Here is a 19,304-nt window from a genome sequence, read left to right on the forward strand (position 1 = left end):
TAATAGAGTCACGGGCTCATTAATTCTTTCTCTAAGAAAGGAGGCAACATCTTGAAAGTGCGTTTCTAATAAGTAGGAATTAGGCACATGGGAGGATTTACCATGTCCTCGCAAATCCATAGCAAAGACGTGCCTAGTCTTAGAAAGCTCTTTTATAAGAGGACAAAAGGTCTGCCAATGTCCCATATTGCCATGAAGAAGTAAAATGGGTGCTCCGTTTTTAGGGCCTTCAAAATAATTAAGGCTTACTGATTGGTTATCGTAAAATAATTCAGTCAAAATAAAATTCTTAGTTAAAATTTGAATAGTATAACAAATAATTAAACAGGGAAAAGTGATACCTGAGTATCCTAAAATGAAGCGGCCCAGAATTAAGGTTTTCATTCAGCAACCGGCAAAGCCCTACGCGCTAATTAGAATAAAGAAATATAAATTAAAAGCCTTTCCTAAGCACCCTATTTTATCAATGCTACATTTTCATGTGGTTTTAGGATAAAACCACCTCCACTGGGTTAACATGAATTTTCCAGGGGAAAAGAACTTTTTTAAACGCTTGATGCTATATTAATCACTTAAGATCATACCACCTTTGGGCTCAGCTCACTAACACGCATTGAGCTATATATCGTTTTAGGAACCTATATGAACTCTGACAATAAAGCAAAAAAACAGACCGGTACGTGCTTATGCGGCCAAGTTAACTATGAAATTGAAGGAGGCTTTGATTTATTTTTGTTTTGCCATTGCACATACTGCCAAAAGGACACTGGCACGATACATAGCGCAAATCTAATATCGCATTCAGCAAAAATTAATTGGTTAAGTGGCAAAGAAAATACAAAAATTTATAATTTAGAAGGAACTAGGCATACAAAGTGCTTCTGCCAAAACTGTGGTTCAGCCTTACCCTACATGTACGAAGATAAAATGCTTGTTTTACCTGCTGGAAGCATCGAATTTGAACTACCAATAGCCCCCACTGCTCATATCTTTTATCAAAGTAGAGCCAAATGGGAAGATAGTTTAGCCGAAGTCCAAAAATTTGATCAATTTCCAAATAGTCAAGAAGAATAAAGCCTCGGCTTGTTATACCAAATAGGATCTCTGATCCTGCACTAGTTCAACAAGGTTCTAAGTAGTCGCTGTCAGAATGATATAGGCGCATCCTCCTTTTTAAACGGCTATTAGATGAGCCAAGCTGTTTTTCAATTATGGCTAGAATCGCACTATAGATAGCTTGAGGTTTTGGGACAGTGCACACTCTAAAACTGCCTTTATCATAAAAAGAGCCCTTAAACTAATAAATTTTTTCTAAAATATAAGTTGTATTAATTAATGCGCCTAACTTTTCTCCTCGTACGTCTACCACTTTCGCCATTGCTTGTCTGAATTTTAGTGCGCCTTCACTTTGATGCATAATGTATCTTTTTAGGTTTAATTGTGAGCTCAAGTTCATGAAAAAGTGCGAGTTAATACTTTGGGTATTGAGTTGTCTGTACGATTAATTAGTTGTTCAATTGCATTAGTTAATGGTGGATTAAATATTTGGGATATTTTTTGAACTTTATTTTTCAAATCGAATTCAAATTGAAGAGTATTGGTTGTATGTTGCACGTTACTATCTTTTTAAATAAATGTTGCATCATATTGTGCGTTAACCTGATTGCCTTGAATGACTATCTTTTTGATAGGAAAATGAATAAAAGCAAAACTAAAAATGTTAGCTGCCATTAAAAAACGTTGTTGTAGGCTAGCCGCACTATCAACAACTAACTCATCATTAGAGTAATAACTAAATTGCTCAGAAAAATAATTGGAAATATTTTCAATGCCTTGTTGAAAGCCACAGCGTCCTATAGTATCTAACCAATCAATAAATTGCTTTGCTACTGTCTCTACGTTTTTTGATTGAAAGAACGCGGGTTTCATATTATCCCTAATAAAAATAGGCTAGTATACTAACTTATTTAAAAAGATACACAAGACCTATTGATTAAACATCGTCTCAAACTCATAACAGATTAAAACCTCAAAAATTTTTGCAAAAATTTTATTTTGGAGTTTGGAGCACAGCTATTTTATGATTAGTAACTAATCATGAAATACATCGAGTTACTATAACAGTTGGCATTCTACTAGGTGCTATTTATCAAATGTACTATAAACAGAAGGTATAAAAATAGCAACTGAAGCTCCTTAGTTTAAAAAGTATTTCCCTTATATTAAACCAATAATTTAGCACATTAATTAATTGCAATATTTATTATTATCAAGCTGATAATTTACAATTTTAAGAGAGCAACTATCTATTTAGATAAGAGTTTCTCATTTTAAATATTAATGTCTGTTATTTGTGTAAAGTATAATCCAATAGATTTAAACACATTGCGAGAATTTAGTATTATTTTAATTTATTAAAAAATAGTTACTTTAATTAAATTACCAGCAATAAAGCAAATTTATAGTTTAGTCCTCAAGCAATAATAAAACGATTTTATTATTTTCGGTTGGTGCACTGCAAAATCTACCTTGCATTAACTTACTATAATATTACTACCCTATTATACATTAATATTCATTAGTGAATCTTCCATCCAGTTCAAACGGCCAATTTGAATACTAAGCTGGTAACAATAAATTGCCAACTTAGTGGGTGAGGTGGTTCATTACATTGGTGCCATAATAACTTATGGCAAATATCACATCATTCCTTAATCATAATTTATGTATACCATCTTTTCTGGCAAATAAACTTGGGTTTGTGTTAGAGTCACCAGCGTTAAGAAGACATTCGTTTTTAGATGGTAGAAACTAACCCTAATGGATCTAAATATTCTTATAGGAGATACAATGACAATATCTAAGCAGGAAGTAATAGATTTAATGAGCAGATTTCATGATGTTGTGATGTTTGAAAAAGGAGATGCTAAGAGTCAGGGGGAATTTTTTTTATATCCTGAGCCAATGATTTTTATTCCGCATGGCGAAGATATTTCATTGCAAACTAACTATGAGATTCATCAAAAACTTACCGATGAAATGCATATTTCTCTGAATGAATGGGAAATTATACCTTTAACTGAGAAACCAGAAAGAGTGCGCGCTATTGGTGCTGTATATTGGCAGGGTCGTCTTATAGATTCCTCCGTTGGTGCATTGATAAAATGTGTGGTAGGCGAAGATTGGATTGTTCAGCGTACAGCTGAAGGTGTATTAAAAATTGTACTTTATATTAATTCTTACCATCATTTTCTCCCAGATTCAGCACCAATTGAGTTAAAGTAAAGCTAAAAAATATTCGAAGTAATATTAGCAAATTTGTGTTTGCCGTCATTTTATCTGGCGACAAGTTACGCTGAAGCAGTTTAAAAAAATTTGTTTTTTTGAATGGTGATCAGCTTAGGCGGTGGTGAAAAATCATCCAATAGCAAGGAAGATAAAGCTAGGTTTTATCATGGGTTCATAGATGTATTGGTGTCAGAAGAAATAGTTGAGGCCATATCACTGTTTTATAATTGATTCATACTTTGTTTGAATTGATTTGTAATTTCTATGCCATTATCTACAGAACCTGTGCTAATGAGTGAATTGAACGAATTGTTGTGGCAATAGCGTCTGGTGCTTTGGGGGTGTGGGCTTACATCATTAAAACCACAATATTTAGATAACCGCTTTATATCGCCAATAATAGGCTCTGCTACCTGTTGAAACACACTCGGTCCGTTCATTGAATTTGCAAAACTCACCACACAATCACCAGTTGCCATATCCATAGCACAAAATGAAATAGAGCCAGTATTATTTCCCAATGAAAAGCAATTGTCTTTTTGAGTCACTGTCACTATAAACCCATCCCTAAACCCCATTAAATTGGGAGTAGCTTTGATAAATTGCCTGAATGTCCAGCGGTAATCCCAGATACATCGTCTAATAATGGTGGTAAAGGGGCAAGGGGCCCAGGAGGGGGGATCTGCCATGTGTACTTTGGCAATATCCCGATGCGTATCATGGTGGAGTTTGCCGTCTGGCAATTGCCTCTGAAAAATAGAGCTCTTCATATCCGCTTTTTTTAAAAAAACCTTCAATTTCTTCCCATTTTTTTCTCAATAACCTCTAAAAACTCAAGTGATACTCCTGAATAGGTGAATCGAATGTTAAGTTTTGCGATAAATTTTTTTCCATCATCACCATCCTGGCCATAGTTTGCCGGATCAGAACATTGTCCAATAACCATGGCAATTGTAAGCTGAAGAAGACTGTTTCCTTTTCCGAATACAGGCATCTAAAATTTAATATCAAAGAGACACTGAGGTTTAGCCAAATATTAAGCTGTTTACGGCGTAAGCTTTTTTTAGGCAAAGAGGCTCTTTTGAGTAAAGCAAGTGCTGTTTTACGAAGCCATGCAAAGTTAAGTGCACTATTTCATTACGAATGCGAGACTGATATTCACGATAAACAACATCAAGACACCTATGTAAATTATTTTCAATCTGCCAATGTTGACGAATAGCATGCATAATTGTTTTAGAGTCACTAGGCTCTAAGGAGCTAATATAATAACGCTTTTCTATCACTATCTAGCCCGGCAAGTCATCACGTCTGCTAATTAAGCAAATCAAATTCTTTAAACCTTCCCAAGGAAGTTTCATCCCATGAAGATACATAGTAGGTAAGCAGTGGTTAAAGTCAGTACATTTACGGTTCACAAGACAGACTTAAAATTTTTACATTATATTTAAGCTAACAAGTATTTTAAATTTTGTTTCAGATGTCATTACACCTGTTTCTAATAAAATACTTTGTTAAATGGTAATATAAAATAAGTGCATTAATAGTTATTTAATTTTGCTTAGAGCTTACGAACTTGCAAATTTTAAACATTTAACTTTTTTAGCTGCTGAGGGTAAGTTATTTTGTTTGTTTAATAAGAGACTTGACTAAAATTAAGTGTTGTAATCTCATATTTAGGCTTTATTTAGATTTTGAATATAAAGTGATTTAAGCTGCCCTATTTAGCTAGGATAGAGGCAATTTAAAAATTAGGGAGTTATCTCAATGGAATGGTTCTTTGATCCCACGATTTGGGCTGGGTTACTTACTTTGGTTACACTGGAAATTATCTTAGGTATTGATAACCTTATTTTTATTGCCATTCTTGCTGATAAATTACCTCCACAACAACGTGATAAAGCAAGGATAATTGGCTTGTCGCTTGCAATGATTATGCGCCTTATTTTGTTGTCTTTAATTTTTTGGTTAGTTACGCTTACGAAGCCCTTATTCACTATCGGTCCCTTTTCCTTTTCAGGCCGGGATTTAATCCTTCTACTTGGAGGACTATTTTTATTATTCAAAGCGACCATGGAATTACATGAGCGGCTAGAAGGGGTTTCTCCGGTTCATAAAGGCGCTAAAGTTTATGCCAGTTTTGGATTAGTCCTTACCCAAATTGTCGTACTTGATATGGTATTTTCTATCGACTCAGTTATTACTGCAGTAGGAATGGTTGAAGAGCTTACTATAATGGTAGCCGCTGTCATCATTTCCATTACTGTCATGATATTAGCTTCAAAACCCTTAACTCGTTTTGTTAACGCTCATCAAACTGTAATCATTCTGTGCCTAGGTTTTTTGTTAATGGTTGGTTTTAGCCTAGTTGCTGAAGGCTTTGGTTTTAAAATACCTAAAGGCTATCTGTATGCTGCTATTGGTTTTTCTATATTAATTGAATTTTTTAATCAATTAGCGCGGCGAAACCTAATGAAACATGAATCTGTTATCAGTTTTCGTGAACGAACGGCGCAAGCTGTACTTCATATGCTTGGAAGGCCAGAAACAGAGTTCAAAGGGAATGGAGATGATATTACATCTAGCATAGATAAGGAAGAGGAAGCTGTTTTTTTTGAAGAAGAACGTAGTATCGTGCGTGGTGCACTAACTTTAGGGGAAAGAACAATTAAATCTATCATGACACAACGTTCAGATATCTCTTGGATTAATTTAAATGAAGAGATAGCGGTTATACACAAACAATTATTAGAAACACCTCACAGTTTTTTATTAGTATGCCGCGGCAATCTTGATAATATTGTAGGTGTTGCTCGAGCAAAAAATTTATTGGTTGATATTATTTCAAAAGGAAGTATTGATGAAAAAGGTAGTTTAAAAAAGCCTATAGTTTTACATGAGTCTTTAAGCGTCATAAAATTAATGGGTGTTTTAAAGCATTCTTATGGGCAATTATTAATTGTAGTAGATGAATATGGCGGCGTGAAAGGACTTGTAACATCTAAAGATGTTTTAGAAGCAATCGCTGGTGAGTTTCCAGATGAAGATGAGCAATTAACTATACAGCAGTTAGATATGGCTCGATGGAAAGTAAGTGGCGCTGTTAATCTTTATCTTCTTGAGCAAACACTAGGAATTGACTTTCTTATCGATGATAATGATTATGTTTCACTTGCAGGTTTTTTGTTAAGTCAGTTTAATGAGTTTCCAGAAGTAGGTGATACCCTTGAGTTTGCAGGCTTTCAATTTAAAATAGTAGAAATGGATGAAAGACGAATTATCTGTGTTTTAATTAGTAAAATTACGGAAGAAAAGCTAAATAATCCGATAGCATAACAGATATAATTAGATTAGTCCCAGAGGTCTAATAGCCTATTTTGGTTTTTTTGAGCGTATGCCGCATCAGGTTATTATTAACTATCGCAAGCTCTTGCTAAAAAGCCCCTTATAGCTTGAGTCATTTAAAACAGTAGTCTAAATTTAATTTAGAAACAATAATGAAAGCGCGAGGAATGACTATGAAGTGCTCCATTCGTATCGATTCGGCATTGCAATGTCAGAGCGTCAGGACTACTGTCCTACCTGCCGAGGAATTTGGCTTGACCGCGGTGAACTAAATAAGATGATAGATAAAGAGTCACAGCCATCCTCTCATTCATATGATCGTCATACAAGCCACTATGATCCTCATTATAAAAAAACAAGGTTATCAAAAGAAAAGGAGTTCATTTTTGGGAGATTTATTTGATTTTTAATCAATGAAAGAGGAAAACATGATGCTAATAATTAAAAATATTATCAAAGTTGCAGCCGTCACCTCAGGTATTTTCCTTACAGCTCAAGTGAGTGCAGCTGAAAACCCAACTAATAGCGAGGCAGATATGAGGTTAAGTACCATTTTAAAAAAACTAACGGATGAAGGGTATACAAATATTCAGGACGTTGAAATAGAAGATGGTGTCTTGTCTGTTGAAGGAACAAATAAAGAAGGTGTACAGTTTGAACTGCATCTTAATCCAAAGACCGGAAAATTTATTAAGAAAAAAGAAATGGCGCAACCTAAGGTTTCCATTATCGACGTTGTGAAAAAATTCGAAAATGATAATAAGTTAAGTATCATTGAAATTGAGTTCGATGAAGGAATCTATAAGGTTAAAGCAATGACGTCTGATAAAAAAGAAAAAGAGTTCCAGGTCGATCCTAAGACCGGTGAAACAAAATCTGAAGATTAGTGCAATAAATTAATATTTATTCGCTGCAATGTAATGAACCATCCCGCCTACTAAGTTGGCAATTTTTATTTACCAGCTTAGTATTCAAAATTGACCTTATTTGAAACCGGATGGGAGATTCATAAATGAATATTATTAAGGACTGTGGCCATATCCCTCATAGGGATAAGACTGAGGAGGTATAGCTTCGGTAGTCAATTTCCTTAAGAAATCTACTAAATAATTTAGTGCTAAGACTTGGATTTATTAATAAAGGCCTTGAGTGATAAGTATTTCCCATACCCTAAATGGGCGGCAATAATTTTTTGAATAGGCACACCTAATTGATAGAGATGTAAAATCTTTTCTTTATCTTTATCATACATGGAAGCTTGAATAGTACCTTTCGGCTTACCCAGCTTAACACCTTTGGCCACCCGCGCTAGTAATCCTTCTTTCGTTCGCTCTGAAATAAAATCTCTTTCGAGTTCAGCTAACATTGAGAAAATTGTAATCAGTACTTTATTAGCAACGTTATTTTTTACATTAGGGTTTAAATCAAGATTTTGCTTAATAAGAACCAGCCGTGTCTTTTTCACTTCGATAATTGTTTCTATTGTTTGCAGTGTTTCTTTAATCGAGCGTCCCAGTCAAGATAACTCGGAAGCAATGACAACATCGCTTGGCAAGAGTTTATTTAATAATTCATCGATACGTCGCTGGGCTGTTGATTTGCGAGATGATATTTCTAACTCAATCCACTCATCGACCATCATTTTATGATCAATGCAATAACGACTGATGGCATTTTTTTGACTTTCCACACCTTGCTCTTGTGTAGATACTCGAACATATCCGTAAATCATCCTAAACTCCTAGTTATTTTTGTTTTTTTGTATTAAGGCTATTTTAGTATTAAAAGAATAGTTTTTATAATGCTCTTACACGCACGATTATTATATAATTTTTCTATTATTAAAACGGCCGTTTTTACCATTAGATTTTTATGGCAAATCATATTTACGCTATCATTCAGAAAATTTATCAGATTTACTAAATTAGCACTTTATTTTGCGGAGTTCATTTTGGAATGGAGTCTGCTCATAATGAATCAACATATAACCATCACCAATGATGGCTTTAGATGTTCTTAAGATAAGGCAGTATAAAATATAAATTATAAAAGAGTTGATGGATATCACACCGCGTAAAGATTATGATCTTAAAAATGACAAAATAATCGTGGCATTAAAATGGTTATTCAAAAAAGTCTAGATATACTGGTAAGTCTTGGTGCGAATATTGATCATATCAATGGCTCTCTTATTGATCATTTAAAAGGAACTTATCTTTTACTTAAATCTTGGGAAGCCAACGAAGAATTGTATATTGCTGGATTATATCACGCTCTTTATGGTACTTCCGGTTTTAATAATCATTTAATTTCTCATAATGATAGAACTGAAGCTAAGGCTATATTAGGAGAAAAATCTGAACAAATCGTTTATACATACTGTGCCTGTGAGAGGGATTTTTTCTGGCCACAAATTGGAGCTAACGCAGATCCTATTTTCCTTAATAGATTTATTAATAAACAATATTCATTAACTTTCGAAGAGCTCCAGCAGTTTTGTGAATTAACGGTTGCAAATGAACTTGAAATTGCACAGAGTAATAGTGACTTTGTTAAAAAAAATGGTTTTTCGTTAAGGAATTTATTTAATCGAATGAGTCCCTATATTAGCTTGTATGCAATTTCGTATAAAGAAAAAATTTTAGGGAAATAGATGAGTTTATTTAACACATTCTTTGTTTTTAGAGGATTCGATGGTTAATTGCTGAATAATTGAAATTAGTTAAAAAGTTAATTTGCTAAATATAATGGGTACTATAAAAGCAACTTATGCGAAATTGCACTTAACTCATTTTAGACCTCTATTACAAAGCTATGAGCTATTTTCCTCGACTATTACACAGGGTTATCCCCAGAATTTGTGAATAACCTTAAATTGAGAAGTGCTCTGCCCTACTCTAAAAAATTTAATTGCTTTGAAATATCATTGCTATTTTAGCATCAACTATGAAAGCAATTAAAATACCTTCTTAAGCGGCATCATGCGCATAAAGTTCATATTCTAAATCGGCTATTTGATGATTTTCGATGGTCAACAGTTTGGATGACTAAGCAAATCACCTTATATTAGCAAAACTGGAACATTACTAAAACTGCTATTCAAGTGCAGAATAGATGGCTAATGCAACCTGCTTAAACTAAAGTGCGAAACTCGTGTTAAAATTAAATGACCGTATTCTTTGTAATTATGAAGTACATAATTAACCGCATTTTCAATTGTACTATTGTTACATCGACATACCATGCGACGTTGCCGATGGGATTAAATTCTCACGCAACTGCTTGAGTTCTTCGGTTCTCATATCACCAACCATGTCTATATAATTCAAATCTGTCTTCCAACGGTGAGCTATCCACTCGACTGTATCCCAGTCGTATCCGCTTTTGAACCTCTCACTCGTTTTCCTGACAGTCTCGTCAACGTTCTGAAATAATGCAAAATCAAAGCCAAGGCCAGAATTAGAAGCTGCTAAAGGGAACCAGGAATCATAATCGCGAGTTACAGTATTGTAAGTTACTAACTTTCTAGGCCATGTTGTCCCCTCACCAACAGGTTTCGGGCCAATTTCATGATCAATTCTGCAATACTCTTGCGCAATATGAGCGGGAACATCACGTTGCGCTTTGCCAACTTTCATCAGGGCGGTCAACATTTCATCCCAATTCCCAGTATTTTCCCAGACCTCATAACCTTCCACAAATGCTTTGAGTGCCTCTGTTAATGGGGTTAAATCAAAATGAGCAGAATGATGAGCCTTACCCTGTTGCTGATATTCTAATCCTACTTTTTTTCCTGTTATTTTATCGACACGCTCCATTTCATCAATACGAGCCAGGATTTCTACTTTGCTTTTTTCGTCCATATGACGTTCTAGCATATGACACATATGCGTGTCCCTAGCCCAATAGGCGTATTCATAAGCCGTACAATTAAAGGTACGCCCGGAATAATCGGTGAACATGCCTGGGGTTCTGAGTAAATCTTGAGTATTGGCCGCAGACTTCAATAACGCTTCAGCCTTATCTTGCTTCCCTTTGGCAACATCATGCAAAAATTGACGTATTTGAAAACTGGGATGCGCCTTACAAGCGTCTTTAACCGCTTTGGGCAGACGCTTTAACAGCTCATCGTCCATGTTGGCCACCAACGCTTCAATGTCTAGGTCCAGTTCACCCGCAACGGATTCATTTCGATGGGGTATTTCAGGAGGGTGAACTGCAAAATCAGCGCGCATGCCGGCAAAGAAGCTTTCATTAGCAGAGGCAGTTACAGGGTCGACTACTTCTGCAAAATTCACACAAATAGATCCTTGATGGGTGACAAATTTTGCTGTTTCTCCTTTCGCCTCAAAATCTAATATCATAAAGTCATCCATATGAGGATTTTCTCTGGTCGCAGTGACGGTACGATAGGTACGTTCAAATTTTTGTCGAATGAGTATAAAATCGTTTTCATTTAAAGGACGAGTTAGCCCAAAATGGTTTGTGTTGGCATTAAAAAAATCAAAAAGCGCGCCTTCTACATCCTTTCCACTACTTAATGCGGTAGAGACCGCATTAACTAATTCATTACTTAAAGTAGAAGATGCATCCAGAATAGTTCCAAAATTTTGGGTACTGATGCCCTTTGCACGACAATAAACGTTAAGGTTGGCTAGAAAAAATTGGGTAAGGATTGATAAACGTTCTGCTTTCTCATTCGCAGAAGTTGCTGTCGGAATACTATAAAAAGGAGGCGTGGGTAGATTCTTCCAAAGGTCAGCAGTACAAAAGCCTAAGAGAGCATCTATATAGTCCTCTGGTGTTGTCGGCGTGTTTGCGTCCGTAAATCCCATCAATGTATCAATCTTTGATTGTGTTATTTCTTCATTAGCAAGGACATGAATAGCGTCCGTAGGTTTACCCACCGCATTTGGAAAACGCTTAAAGGTCTCTTCTATACCAAACAAGAGTTGAAATTCCTTTCCTAACACATGTTGTATGTCTGCAAAGGTTGGTGTTTCAGGTAGGGCAGATAATACTGCTGTGGTTAAGGCGGCCCGGGGGTCAAGTGTTGCAATAGTGAAGCTAGGAAATTTGCTGTGCATGGCGTTATATAACGCTGATAAAGGTGTGCCGGTAAGGTCATTTTTTCGATTAATAGTAAAAACAGGATTGACTACTATAGACTGGTTATCCTGTACCTGAGGCCTCAACTGGATGCTATATAAATTAGAAGGTTTTCCAAGAAATATATTCATCGCATGCCCATAGCCATGCCGCATGGCCGAAACAGCCTCAATATAGACTTCTATTTGCGCATGCCGAGCTTCTTTGGCCTTTCGCTGTGGATTGTCAGTTTCAAGTAGTCCAATATCGCCTTCTAATGCATCTTTATAGGCTTTTAATTGGCGCAGAGCGCCTCCATCAAAAAACTCCTGTAAGGCCACTGTGGCCTTACAGGTATTATCAGTAGAAATTTCCTGTCCGCCAACGACTGGCACCAAGAGGTGGACTTTATTCGTTTCGGGGTTAATATGAATATACCTAGGTGATACAGGTTCTGTAAATGGAATACGCATAATTCAGCTCCATTTAAGATTTTATTTAATCTAATTATAGAGCATAATAATCAATTGCAGAGTATAATAATCGATCTAAATGGATTTAATCCGCGCTGCCAAAAGTGGACTCTTAGCCTTTGAATTTGCAAGTAAAAGGAAATTAAAGTAGCTAAAAAATGATAGCCTAAATCTGTCTGGATTTACTATTAAGAAAGTGGTTGAGAAAATCTTGTTTATTTTTGAACTAGTTATCACGATGTTCGTTGTATTCATTTTGGTAATTTGTTAATTGCTCAGTCAAAATGGAGCGCCGGGAAAGATTCGAACATCCCTCCTGGTTCATTGCCTGATATTCAATTTCTAAATCAAAGACTTGCGATATAATGGTTGTAGTAACTATTGCCTGAATTTGCTTGATTTAGTGGATTTCAGCGGTAGTTGGTTACTATCTGCTATATTAATTTAATTTAAAATTTAAGTTTACCCAAAAGGGAATTTACTGTTTTTTAGTCGCTTAAATGAATTTAAATACTTTATCCTTTTTCTCCCTCTTCTAAATACCTACGATGCCACTTTCTTAGTATTGGACATGAGATACTACAGCGGCGACAAACATAGCCTGCATCTTTAGCTTCAAGATACAAGTTAACCCATGCTTTTCTTGCTTTAACTTGTTTATTCATAGACCATCAATATTACGAATTAACTAAAACGATGTCTATGAATCACACAACTATTGATGATAATAACTATTGCCTATCTAGGGTTAAAATAATTTCTAAATAAACCCTATTTCATCTCCAACTTACCAAGATAACCACTTTCTTCTGACTCTAAAACCTTTTTAAAAAAAATACTTGCTAAAGTTAATCTTTGATTAGTGTGCTTTAGCACATGTTTAACAGTTGCTTCTTTTCCTGCAGTTTCGTTATCAGTCACTGGCTTAAATTGATTGATTTCTCGCCAGCGTAACAGCGTGGTTAGAAGCTTATAAGCTATTTGTTCTGGTTGCATATCTTTTTTAGGAAGATTTTTAATTTCTTCCTTAAATTCGTCGGTTGCCACATTCGCTTTTACCATCTCAGCAAGAATACACGTTGTAAGCCTATCGCTAAATTGTTTCCATTGCTGTGGTGTTATAGTTGGCTTGACCATGATTCTTAACAAAATGGGCAAGAGCGGTTTAATATTACTGGAAAAACAAGTAGGCATCTTATAGCTACTTTGGGTAACAATCGTGGAATAAGTAGCGGGTATTCCAGTTAATGTCTCAATGGCTAGGAAATGACTTAATAATCTATAAGTGATTTCTCGATCTATGGAAGCGTCTGTTGTTATTTTAAAATTATTTTTTTTAGTAGCATTAGCTAAGATTGATTCAAGTTTAGCAGTGTGTTTTTCTGAAATTATAAATTCTACTGCTCCCTGATTTTGTTTACTAGAAGTTTGCAAAAATTCTCGACACATTACGATATAGATCCATTCTTCTCCCCGCTTATATAAAATGCTAGGAATCAAATGCACAGGCATGTTGAGTTTAAAGCCAATAAATCGACTATTTTTATCAGTAAGTGCACTCATACGTTTGGCAACATCGGGATAGTACTCACTGATTTCTTCTAACAGGCGTTGCAACTCGGTTTTATCCAAATCGTCACTAAGCAGACCTATTTCTTGCAGACTATCAAAAACAATAAACAATGTCTCTAAATACCAGCTAGCGGCATCGCTCGCGTAACCTCCAGCTGGTAAACCAGGATTAAAATTTGTAAAAGTAGCCCCACCTACCATGGCTCTAAATCGACGGGTCTCTTGGCCAGGAGGAGCCGAGCTTTTTTCTTCTGACTTGCTGTAGGCCGTCTGGAAACACTTTTCAATTAAGCCATTGACTGTTTGTTCATCAGGCCAGCCCTTATGTTCATGGTAAAATTTACGTACCTCAACGAGAACATGATATATAAAATCAATACCTAAATAGAAATTGTAATCTTTTCTTTGTAAAGAAAATGGGCATAGTTCTAAAAGAAGCCGCCTACCTACAGCAACTCGCCCTTGTTGTAAGTCAATATTTATCGACTCCAATAATCTATTAACTAAATAGTTAACAGGGCTCGCCTTAGAGTCTCCCGCTAGCTTTTCAAACAATGCTTTTTCAGCATAGTACGGCTCTTTTTCTACTATAGGTTCTGCATATTCAATGGTCATAATTTGTTGAACTACTTGCTTGAGCACTTCTAATCGTTCTTTAGGATTTTCTACCTTACTCAGTAAAGCATCTAATAAAATAGTTACCCTCTTTTTCCTTGATTCGGACTGATCGTCTTCTACCTCAAATCCCCATGTTGAAACCGGAGTAATAGGAGTTATTAATTTTTCTTCAGGGGTTAATGACTGATCTTCTATAAAGCGCTTCAATAACGCCAAAGGAGCACGGTGTAGGAACTCGTCTATACACCCTTGAAATAATTTAGCATCCTTTTTTATTACATCAAACAAGAATTGACCAATAACCGATTGCTGGCACTCAAAAGCAAAGCAAACTGCAGAACTATCTATTTTTGCACCGCCAGCTACCAGGATTTCAACCATATCAAGTCGTCCAGCCTTAGTAGCTTGTTTTAAAAAAGGCTCTTCGCTTAACGTACCCTCATTAGGATTGGCACCAAAATCAATTAAAAGCTTAACAAACTCGGGTTTCTGACTCTCAATAGCCACTGTTAGGGGAGAGTTACTTACATAATCGTTAGAATCTGGAGAGGCCTTCTTTTCTAGTAATAATCTTGCTATCTCTAACTGACTCTTCTCAATCGAATGGCGTAAAAGGGTATAATAGTGAGGATCATCTCTATTTAGATCAAATTGTTTTTTAAAAAACTCTGCGCCTATTCCTAACAGGTCAGAGAAAACTTCAACATTTCCTTTTTCGATGTAATAATGCAATTGATTATAAAGCTCTGTGAGTAAGAGCTTGATAAAAGTAGCCTGACTAGGCTTACCCATGATGACAAGCAATTTCTTTGACTCGCTTTTAACATCTGCATATAATCTTTCAACTTTTTCTTCATCGTTGCGCCTTAGCGCTTGAGACAATTGCTCTAGTAAGGTATTTAAATTGATTCTAGTTTCAGAGGCTTCAGTTTGAATAGCTTTATCAAGTTTTAAAAGCACTTGCTCAAAGCAATTTAATTTTAGATATAAAATACGGTATTCTTGCGAGGTAAGCATAATAAATCCCAAAACAAATTTTGATAGATTATTTTACAATAAGTATATTAAGTTAACATTAAAGCTAACTAACTTTCTTTATTAAGCTGCGAATTGCCTTACATTATCTGTTACCAAAGGAATATCTGTAAGCGCTTAGAAAATGTATTGTTGCCTCAAAGTACCTGTTATCGCAAAGAACAGAGCGATGGGGGTATTGTGCATAGATTTATACTTAAAGCATAAACGTATGCGTTATCAGCGGGGAGATGGTCTAGCCATACCGGGTAAAAACCCAAGCCTTATGGAAAACAAGAGCAGTATAGGCCTGAAGCCACTAAAAAGGATATGGTTAGCCACAGACTAATTATGTAGTAAACGTCTAAAGGCTTTACCAGGCTTGTACACTATGAAAAACTTGAACCTGACGTATTTACTACAGCTTAAATCCATGAGTGTAGGCACAATAGATAGATTGTCTAAACCGCTATCACAAAGGATTAAGTGACACTGAACCAGGTAGCTTGTTAAAAGTCAGATTCAATCAAAACAGATCTGACATCATTTCCTCAAGATACTGCAGCTGATTTCATATTTACAGTACCAGCGTACGCACTGCAATATTACTTCACGATGAAAGTGACGCCACTTAAACGAGTCCGGGTTCGGCATGACAAGGCTCTAATAAGAAAATTGCGTAAGTATAAATCTAAGGTTAATTTTTGCAACGGAGCCAGAGAAGATCAGTGCCAGATTAAGTCGAACCAATTTATTTAATTGCTACTAAATTCTGCCTTTGTGAAATAACAGAATTTAGTGGGATCTTTAATTTCTATTTCATGTTTCCATTTACAATAATAGGAGACTCCCCAAATCGATATACTAATTTAGCTAATACTTGATTTGCATAGGGTTTTAGCTTCTCACCTTCTGCAGGAGTAAAACTGTCAAATCTAGTTTGCCTTGCTTCAAGTTGAAGATTGATATTTCCAACAAGTGCTGTTTCAATACCAACACCATAAGTAATACCATCTAGTCTCTCTTTATGAGAATGTGGCATACTCATAGGCGGCAATCCATCACCCGTAATAGTAGATACATTATTTACTTCAAATTTCCCGTTTGTATAACCCACTCTACCATAGCCAAGTGTTGAATTATTAAGTTTAATTCCTGGCAAGAGTGAAATACTATAACTATTTTTAAATGACCTAGTTTCATTAGCATTTAAAGTGATTCCACCCTGAAAGTGGTCCAAATAACTTAAATCCTTGGCAGAAGTGAAATGAGCAGAAAGTTCTGCACCTAGATAGAATTGGTTTAAAAATTTACCAAAGCCTGCTAATATTTCTCCGCCAATTTCTCTACCAATATGATCACCTGTATGCCTTAAGGTGATTATAGGAGGAATACTTATATCTAATTTTTCCTGAAAGCGAACAGCATTATAAGCAACTCCTGCCCCTATATATGGTCCATCTAATATGTAATCTCCACCCCAAGCGAAACAACAGATTGGCAAGTTTGAAAATAATATTGCATAAATTAGCTTACTTTTCCTATTTAACATTTTTTATTCCTAAATTTATATTTTTTTGAAAAAAACGATGAAAGTTATAAATTAATTTTTTTAAATAAACAAGCTAAAAGAAGTGTTAATATAAATTAAATTCTCATTTCCAAAGTGCTATACATAAGATCCAATAAGGTCATTACATGATTTGTAATATATGAGCTTAAGCAAGTAAATAAAATAATAAATTATAATAACAGTGGTATAATAATCGTTTAAATTTAATATGAGTTAGCTTTATGGATGAGCTTCTGAAGACAGATTCAATACCGAGGTTTAATTTCAAATAAAGGCACATTCATTTTTCAAGTGCGAATTCCGCTTAGAGAATTTAGAGCTTCTCTATACTCATAAAATGCTTCCTTTAGCGTTTTATATTCCAAACAACGCACTGGCTGATTATTTAATTTATCTATGATCCTTTCAATGTCAAGTTGTGTATATTTTTCAGTACCCGATTTTCTAAGCAATAAACAATTTGCATTTTCGATAGCACCTTTTGGTAAGATTTATAAGGCTTACAAAAATAGATAGATGCAATTAAAGCCTCTATTATGGTTGAATGATTTGCAAACGCAATATCATTATCCAAGGTTAAAGACTGTAGTATATTATTTAATTTTTTTCATGCACTTAACCAACGTGTTAGTGGTTTTATTAGGTTTACGGCTGGTATTTTATGGCTACTATGTAACGGCTTTTACGTTTACACAGATTAATAAAATGCGGATTATACTTCGTGAACATGAGTAAATTCATATATAACTCAGAATTTGATTCTGTCATACTAACTTAGGTTATTCAGTGAGGCATTTGTTAGGGCTCAGCGTATTATGATTATCAACGTAGTGGGTAATCCAATGGCTCCCAACTATACTATGAACTATGCCATGAGCGTTAAACTCATAGCGCAAGCCAATGAAAAAACCAATAGATAACTGAGGAGTTTTTCTTTGATAAGATGTTATTGTAAATTTATAAAAGCCCTACTTTCTTGTTATTCTTTTAAAATTAATCATCACATAAACAACTGGTTATGGAACTATCTCTAACCTACTCCAAAGCCTGTAAATTGGTTACTTAACTGATCATTTAATTAAAGTCACGTAAATGCTTATTTTATTTGTTTATGTTACCAAAGACAGGTTAGCATCAAATTTCGTGTAGGGAAAAGGTTAAAAATGATTCGTTTTCTTTGTATATCCAAAATGATTACATGGTTCTGGTATTTTATTATCTATAACTTTCTACTGAATTAAATAATTATTAAAATGTTTAACCTTTTGAAAAATAACTATTTATGTTAATCTCTGAGCATCTATTAAAATTGATAATTTTGAACAGGAATAACTGTGAGATATATTTGCGCTATAACCTTTAGCTTTATTGTACCTATATCGGCTTATGCGAAATTTATTGATCTATATGTAAAGAATGACTCTGAAAAAACCATTATAATTGAAAAAATGGATGGCGATAGAATAACTCTGTATCCTAAAAGCCGTATTAGTGGTATTTTTTTCGAAAATCATAGTACTGTAAATAATTATGTAGATGGAAAAAAAATTTGTAGTTGGTATATTAATGCTCATCCAGATTCTGATATAGAAATGGATGGAATAGGATATGCAAATCCTTACGGGGATCGCTGGGAATGCGTAAGTTATTTTCTACAAAATTTAGGGGCGGCTAAGTAAGCAGCTGCGTTATAAAGACAATAAAAAAACCAAAAACGTAGTTCGGCGGCCTCACAACCTGCCTTTTTTGTAAGATATAAAACTTCCATACGTAATTACATATATTAAATATAGATAATGATTAAAATTGAAGACCTTAAACATCTGCGTTCGAAAAATATTTTATAGGCCCTCTCTAAAAGAACCATCAAAAATGGTCTTTCTTACTTAAATTATTTTTTGTGAAGCTGATTTTTAGGAAATTTCTTTTCTTAAATATAATTTAGCCATATAGCCTTCATTTTGATAACCAATAGACTGATAGAAATCATGAGAGCCATCTTTTGCACGTCTTAACCCCGAAGTAAGATCAACGATACAAGGGCTTGACTGCTGTGCGAACTCCTCAACTTTCTTCATTAATTTCCTTCCAATACCCTGACCTCTAAATTTTTTATCAACGACCAATCCTTCAATATGAATTCGCGTGGTAGGAGTAACAAACAGATAACTTTTTGACCATGCGACCCATCCAATAATCGTACCTGCCTTATCAGCAAGAAAAATTTCATATCCTTCTTGTTTAGAAAAAATTTCAAATTGGGCTTTTAAAATTTCAAGAGGTTGCGGATACCCTAATTGATCCATCAAAGGCAGGAAGCTTGGAACATCCTC

General features: G+C 35.0%; 16 protein-coding genes and 2 pseudogenes. 7 read left to right on the plus strand and 11 right to left on the minus strand.

Annotated elements, in window-relative coordinates; translation table 11 throughout:
* On the minus strand, window positions 1-384 hold a 384-nt coding region (locus ACQUW5_RS14955; RefSeq protein WP_444992066.1), incomplete at its 3' end, for an alpha/beta fold hydrolase.
* Between the two features lie 258 nt (window positions 385-642).
* Here ACQUW5_RS14955 and ACQUW5_RS14960 point away from each other — a divergent pair.
* Complete coding sequence (locus ACQUW5_RS14960) at window positions 643-1,074, plus strand: GFA family protein (protein ID WP_444992067.1); 432 nt, start codon at window positions 643-645, stop codon at window positions 1,072-1,074.
* A gap of 552 nt (window positions 1,075-1,626) precedes the next feature.
* On the opposite strand, the gene ACQUW5_RS14965 is transcribed toward ACQUW5_RS14960, so the two are convergent.
* On the minus strand, window positions 1,627-1,929 hold the full coding sequence (locus ACQUW5_RS14965; RefSeq protein WP_444992068.1) for a hypothetical protein: 303 nt from the start codon (window positions 1,927-1,929) through the stop codon (window positions 1,627-1,629).
* A gap of 921 nt (window positions 1,930-2,850) precedes the next feature.
* On the opposite strand from ACQUW5_RS14965, the gene ACQUW5_RS14970 reads away from it, so the two are divergent.
* Entirely contained in the window at window positions 2,851-3,285 is a 435-nt protein-coding gene (locus ACQUW5_RS14970; protein WP_444992069.1) for a hypothetical protein, read from the plus strand.
* Between the two features lie 224 nt (window positions 3,286-3,509).
* Here ACQUW5_RS14970 and ACQUW5_RS14975 read toward each other — a convergent pair whose 3' ends face one another.
* Genes ACQUW5_RS14975 through ACQUW5_RS14985 form a run of 3 tightly spaced genes read right to left on the minus strand, consistent with a single transcriptional unit; the run spans window position 3,510 to window position 4,574 of the window.
* Entirely contained in the window at window positions 3,510-4,058 is a 549-nt protein-coding gene (locus tag ACQUW5_RS14975) for a hypothetical protein (protein WP_444992070.1), read from the minus strand.
* A gap of 23 nt (window positions 4,059-4,081) precedes the next feature.
* Window positions 4,082-4,282, minus strand: coding sequence for a hypothetical protein (locus tag ACQUW5_RS14980; protein WP_444992071.1), 201 nt, complete (start codon window positions 4,280-4,282; stop codon window positions 4,082-4,084).
* Window positions 4,283-4,313: 31 nt separating this feature from the next.
* Entirely contained in the window at window positions 4,314-4,574 is a 261-nt protein-coding gene (locus ACQUW5_RS14985) for a hypothetical protein (RefSeq protein ID WP_444992072.1), read from the minus strand.
* Window positions 4,575-5,055: 481 nt separating this feature from the next.
* On the opposite strand from ACQUW5_RS14985, the gene ACQUW5_RS14990 reads away from it, so the two are divergent.
* From ACQUW5_RS14990 to ACQUW5_RS15000, 3 genes are all read left to right on the plus strand, one after another.
* Entirely contained in the window at window positions 5,056-6,624 is a 1,569-nt protein-coding gene (locus ACQUW5_RS14990; protein WP_444992073.1) for a TerC family protein, read from the plus strand.
* Between the two features lie 187 nt (window positions 6,625-6,811).
* Window positions 6,812-7,036, plus strand: coding sequence for a TFIIB-type zinc ribbon-containing protein (locus ACQUW5_RS14995; protein ID WP_444992074.1), 225 nt, complete (start codon window positions 6,812-6,814; stop codon window positions 7,034-7,036).
* 25 nt (window positions 7,037-7,061) lie between these two features.
* On the plus strand, window positions 7,062-7,520 hold the full coding sequence (locus ACQUW5_RS15000) for a PepSY domain-containing protein (protein WP_444992075.1): 459 nt from the start codon (window positions 7,062-7,064) through the stop codon (window positions 7,518-7,520).
* A 230-nt stretch (window positions 7,521-7,750) separates the two neighbouring features.
* Here the strand turns inward: ACQUW5_RS15000 and ACQUW5_RS15005 are convergent.
* Window positions 7,751-8,365, minus strand: a pseudogene (locus ACQUW5_RS15005) (recombinase family protein).
* A 387-nt stretch (window positions 8,366-8,752) separates the two neighbouring features.
* On the opposite strand from ACQUW5_RS15005, the gene ACQUW5_RS15010 reads away from it, so the two are divergent.
* On the plus strand, window positions 8,753-9,286 hold the full coding sequence (locus tag ACQUW5_RS15010) for a DUF6817 domain-containing protein (RefSeq protein ID WP_444992076.1): 534 nt from the start codon (window positions 8,753-8,755) through the stop codon (window positions 9,284-9,286).
* Between the two features lie 574 nt (window positions 9,287-9,860).
* On the opposite strand, the gene ACQUW5_RS15015 is transcribed toward ACQUW5_RS15010, so the two are convergent.
* The 4 genes and pseudogenes from ACQUW5_RS15015 to ACQUW5_RS15030 all read right to left on the minus strand — a co-directional run bounded on the left by ACQUW5_RS15015 (window position 9,861) and on the right by ACQUW5_RS15030 (window position 16,950).
* On the minus strand, window positions 9,861-12,194 hold the full coding sequence (locus ACQUW5_RS15015; RefSeq protein ID WP_444992077.1) for a Dot/Icm T4SS effector CpeA-related protein: 2,334 nt from the start codon (window positions 12,192-12,194) through the stop codon (window positions 9,861-9,863).
* A 518-nt stretch (window positions 12,195-12,712) separates the two neighbouring features.
* Window positions 12,713-12,859, minus strand: a pseudogene (locus ACQUW5_RS15020) (IS481 family transposase); the annotation flags it as partial.
* 106 nt (window positions 12,860-12,965) lie between these two features.
* A complete protein-coding gene (locus ACQUW5_RS15025) occupies window positions 12,966-15,401 on the minus strand; it encodes an ankyrin repeat domain-containing protein (protein WP_444992078.1) in 2,436 nt (811 codons plus the stop codon).
* A gap of 811 nt (window positions 15,402-16,212) precedes the next feature.
* A complete protein-coding gene (locus ACQUW5_RS15030) occupies window positions 16,213-16,950 on the minus strand; it encodes an outer membrane protein (RefSeq protein ID WP_444992079.1) in 738 nt (245 codons plus the stop codon).
* A gap of 1,355 nt (window positions 16,951-18,305) precedes the next feature.
* Here ACQUW5_RS15030 and ACQUW5_RS15035 point away from each other — a divergent pair.
* Window positions 18,306-18,650 carry a hypothetical protein gene (locus ACQUW5_RS15035; RefSeq protein WP_444992080.1) on the plus strand — a complete coding sequence of 115 codons (345 nt, stop codon included), beginning with the start codon at window positions 18,306-18,308 and terminating at the stop codon, window positions 18,648-18,650.
* Between the two features lie 234 nt (window positions 18,651-18,884).
* On the opposite strand, the gene ACQUW5_RS15040 is transcribed toward ACQUW5_RS15035, so the two are convergent.
* Window positions 18,885-19,304, minus strand: a 420-nt coding sequence (locus ACQUW5_RS15040; protein WP_444992081.1) for a GNAT family N-acetyltransferase, incomplete at its 5' end; no start/stop codon positions are given.

Source organism: Legionella pelazae (assembly GCF_052527395.1).

Bases quoted from the DNA above. Each gene is read 5' to 3' on its own strand.
- ACQUW5_RS15025 (WP_444992078.1), bottom strand. From the start codon at position 15,401: ATGCTTACCTCGCAAGAATACCGTATTTTATATCTAAAATTAAATTGC.
- ACQUW5_RS15000 (WP_444992075.1), top strand. From the start codon at position 7,062: ATGATGCTAATAATTAAAAATATTATCAAAGTTGCAGCCGTCACCTCA.
- ACQUW5_RS14990 (WP_444992073.1), top strand. From the start codon at position 5,056: ATGGAATGGTTCTTTGATCCCACGATTTGGGCTGGGTTACTTACTTTG.
- ACQUW5_RS14980 (WP_444992071.1), bottom strand. From the start codon at position 4,282: ATGCCTGTATTCGGAAAAGGAAACAGTCTTCTTCAGCTTACAATTGCC.
- ACQUW5_RS14975 (WP_444992070.1), bottom strand. From the start codon at position 4,058: ATGAAGAGCTCTATTTTTCAGAGGCAATTGCCAGACGGCAAACTCCAC.
- ACQUW5_RS14970 (WP_444992069.1), top strand. From the start codon at position 2,851: ATGACAATATCTAAGCAGGAAGTAATAGATTTAATGAGCAGATTTCAT.
- ACQUW5_RS15010 (WP_444992076.1), top strand. From the start codon at position 8,753: ATGGTTATTCAAAAAAGTCTAGATATACTGGTAAGTCTTGGTGCGAAT.
- ACQUW5_RS14965 (WP_444992068.1), bottom strand. From the start codon at position 1,929: ATGAAACCCGCGTTCTTTCAATCAAAAAACGTAGAGACAGTAGCAAAG.
- ACQUW5_RS15015 (WP_444992077.1), bottom strand. From the start codon at position 12,194: ATGCGTATTCCATTTACAGAACCTGTATCACCTAGGTATATTCATATT.
- ACQUW5_RS14960 (WP_444992067.1), top strand. From the start codon at position 643: ATGAACTCTGACAATAAAGCAAAAAAACAGACCGGTACGTGCTTATGC.
- ACQUW5_RS15030 (WP_444992079.1), bottom strand. From the start codon at position 16,950: ATGTTAAATAGGAAAAGTAAGCTAATTTATGCAATATTATTTTCAAAC.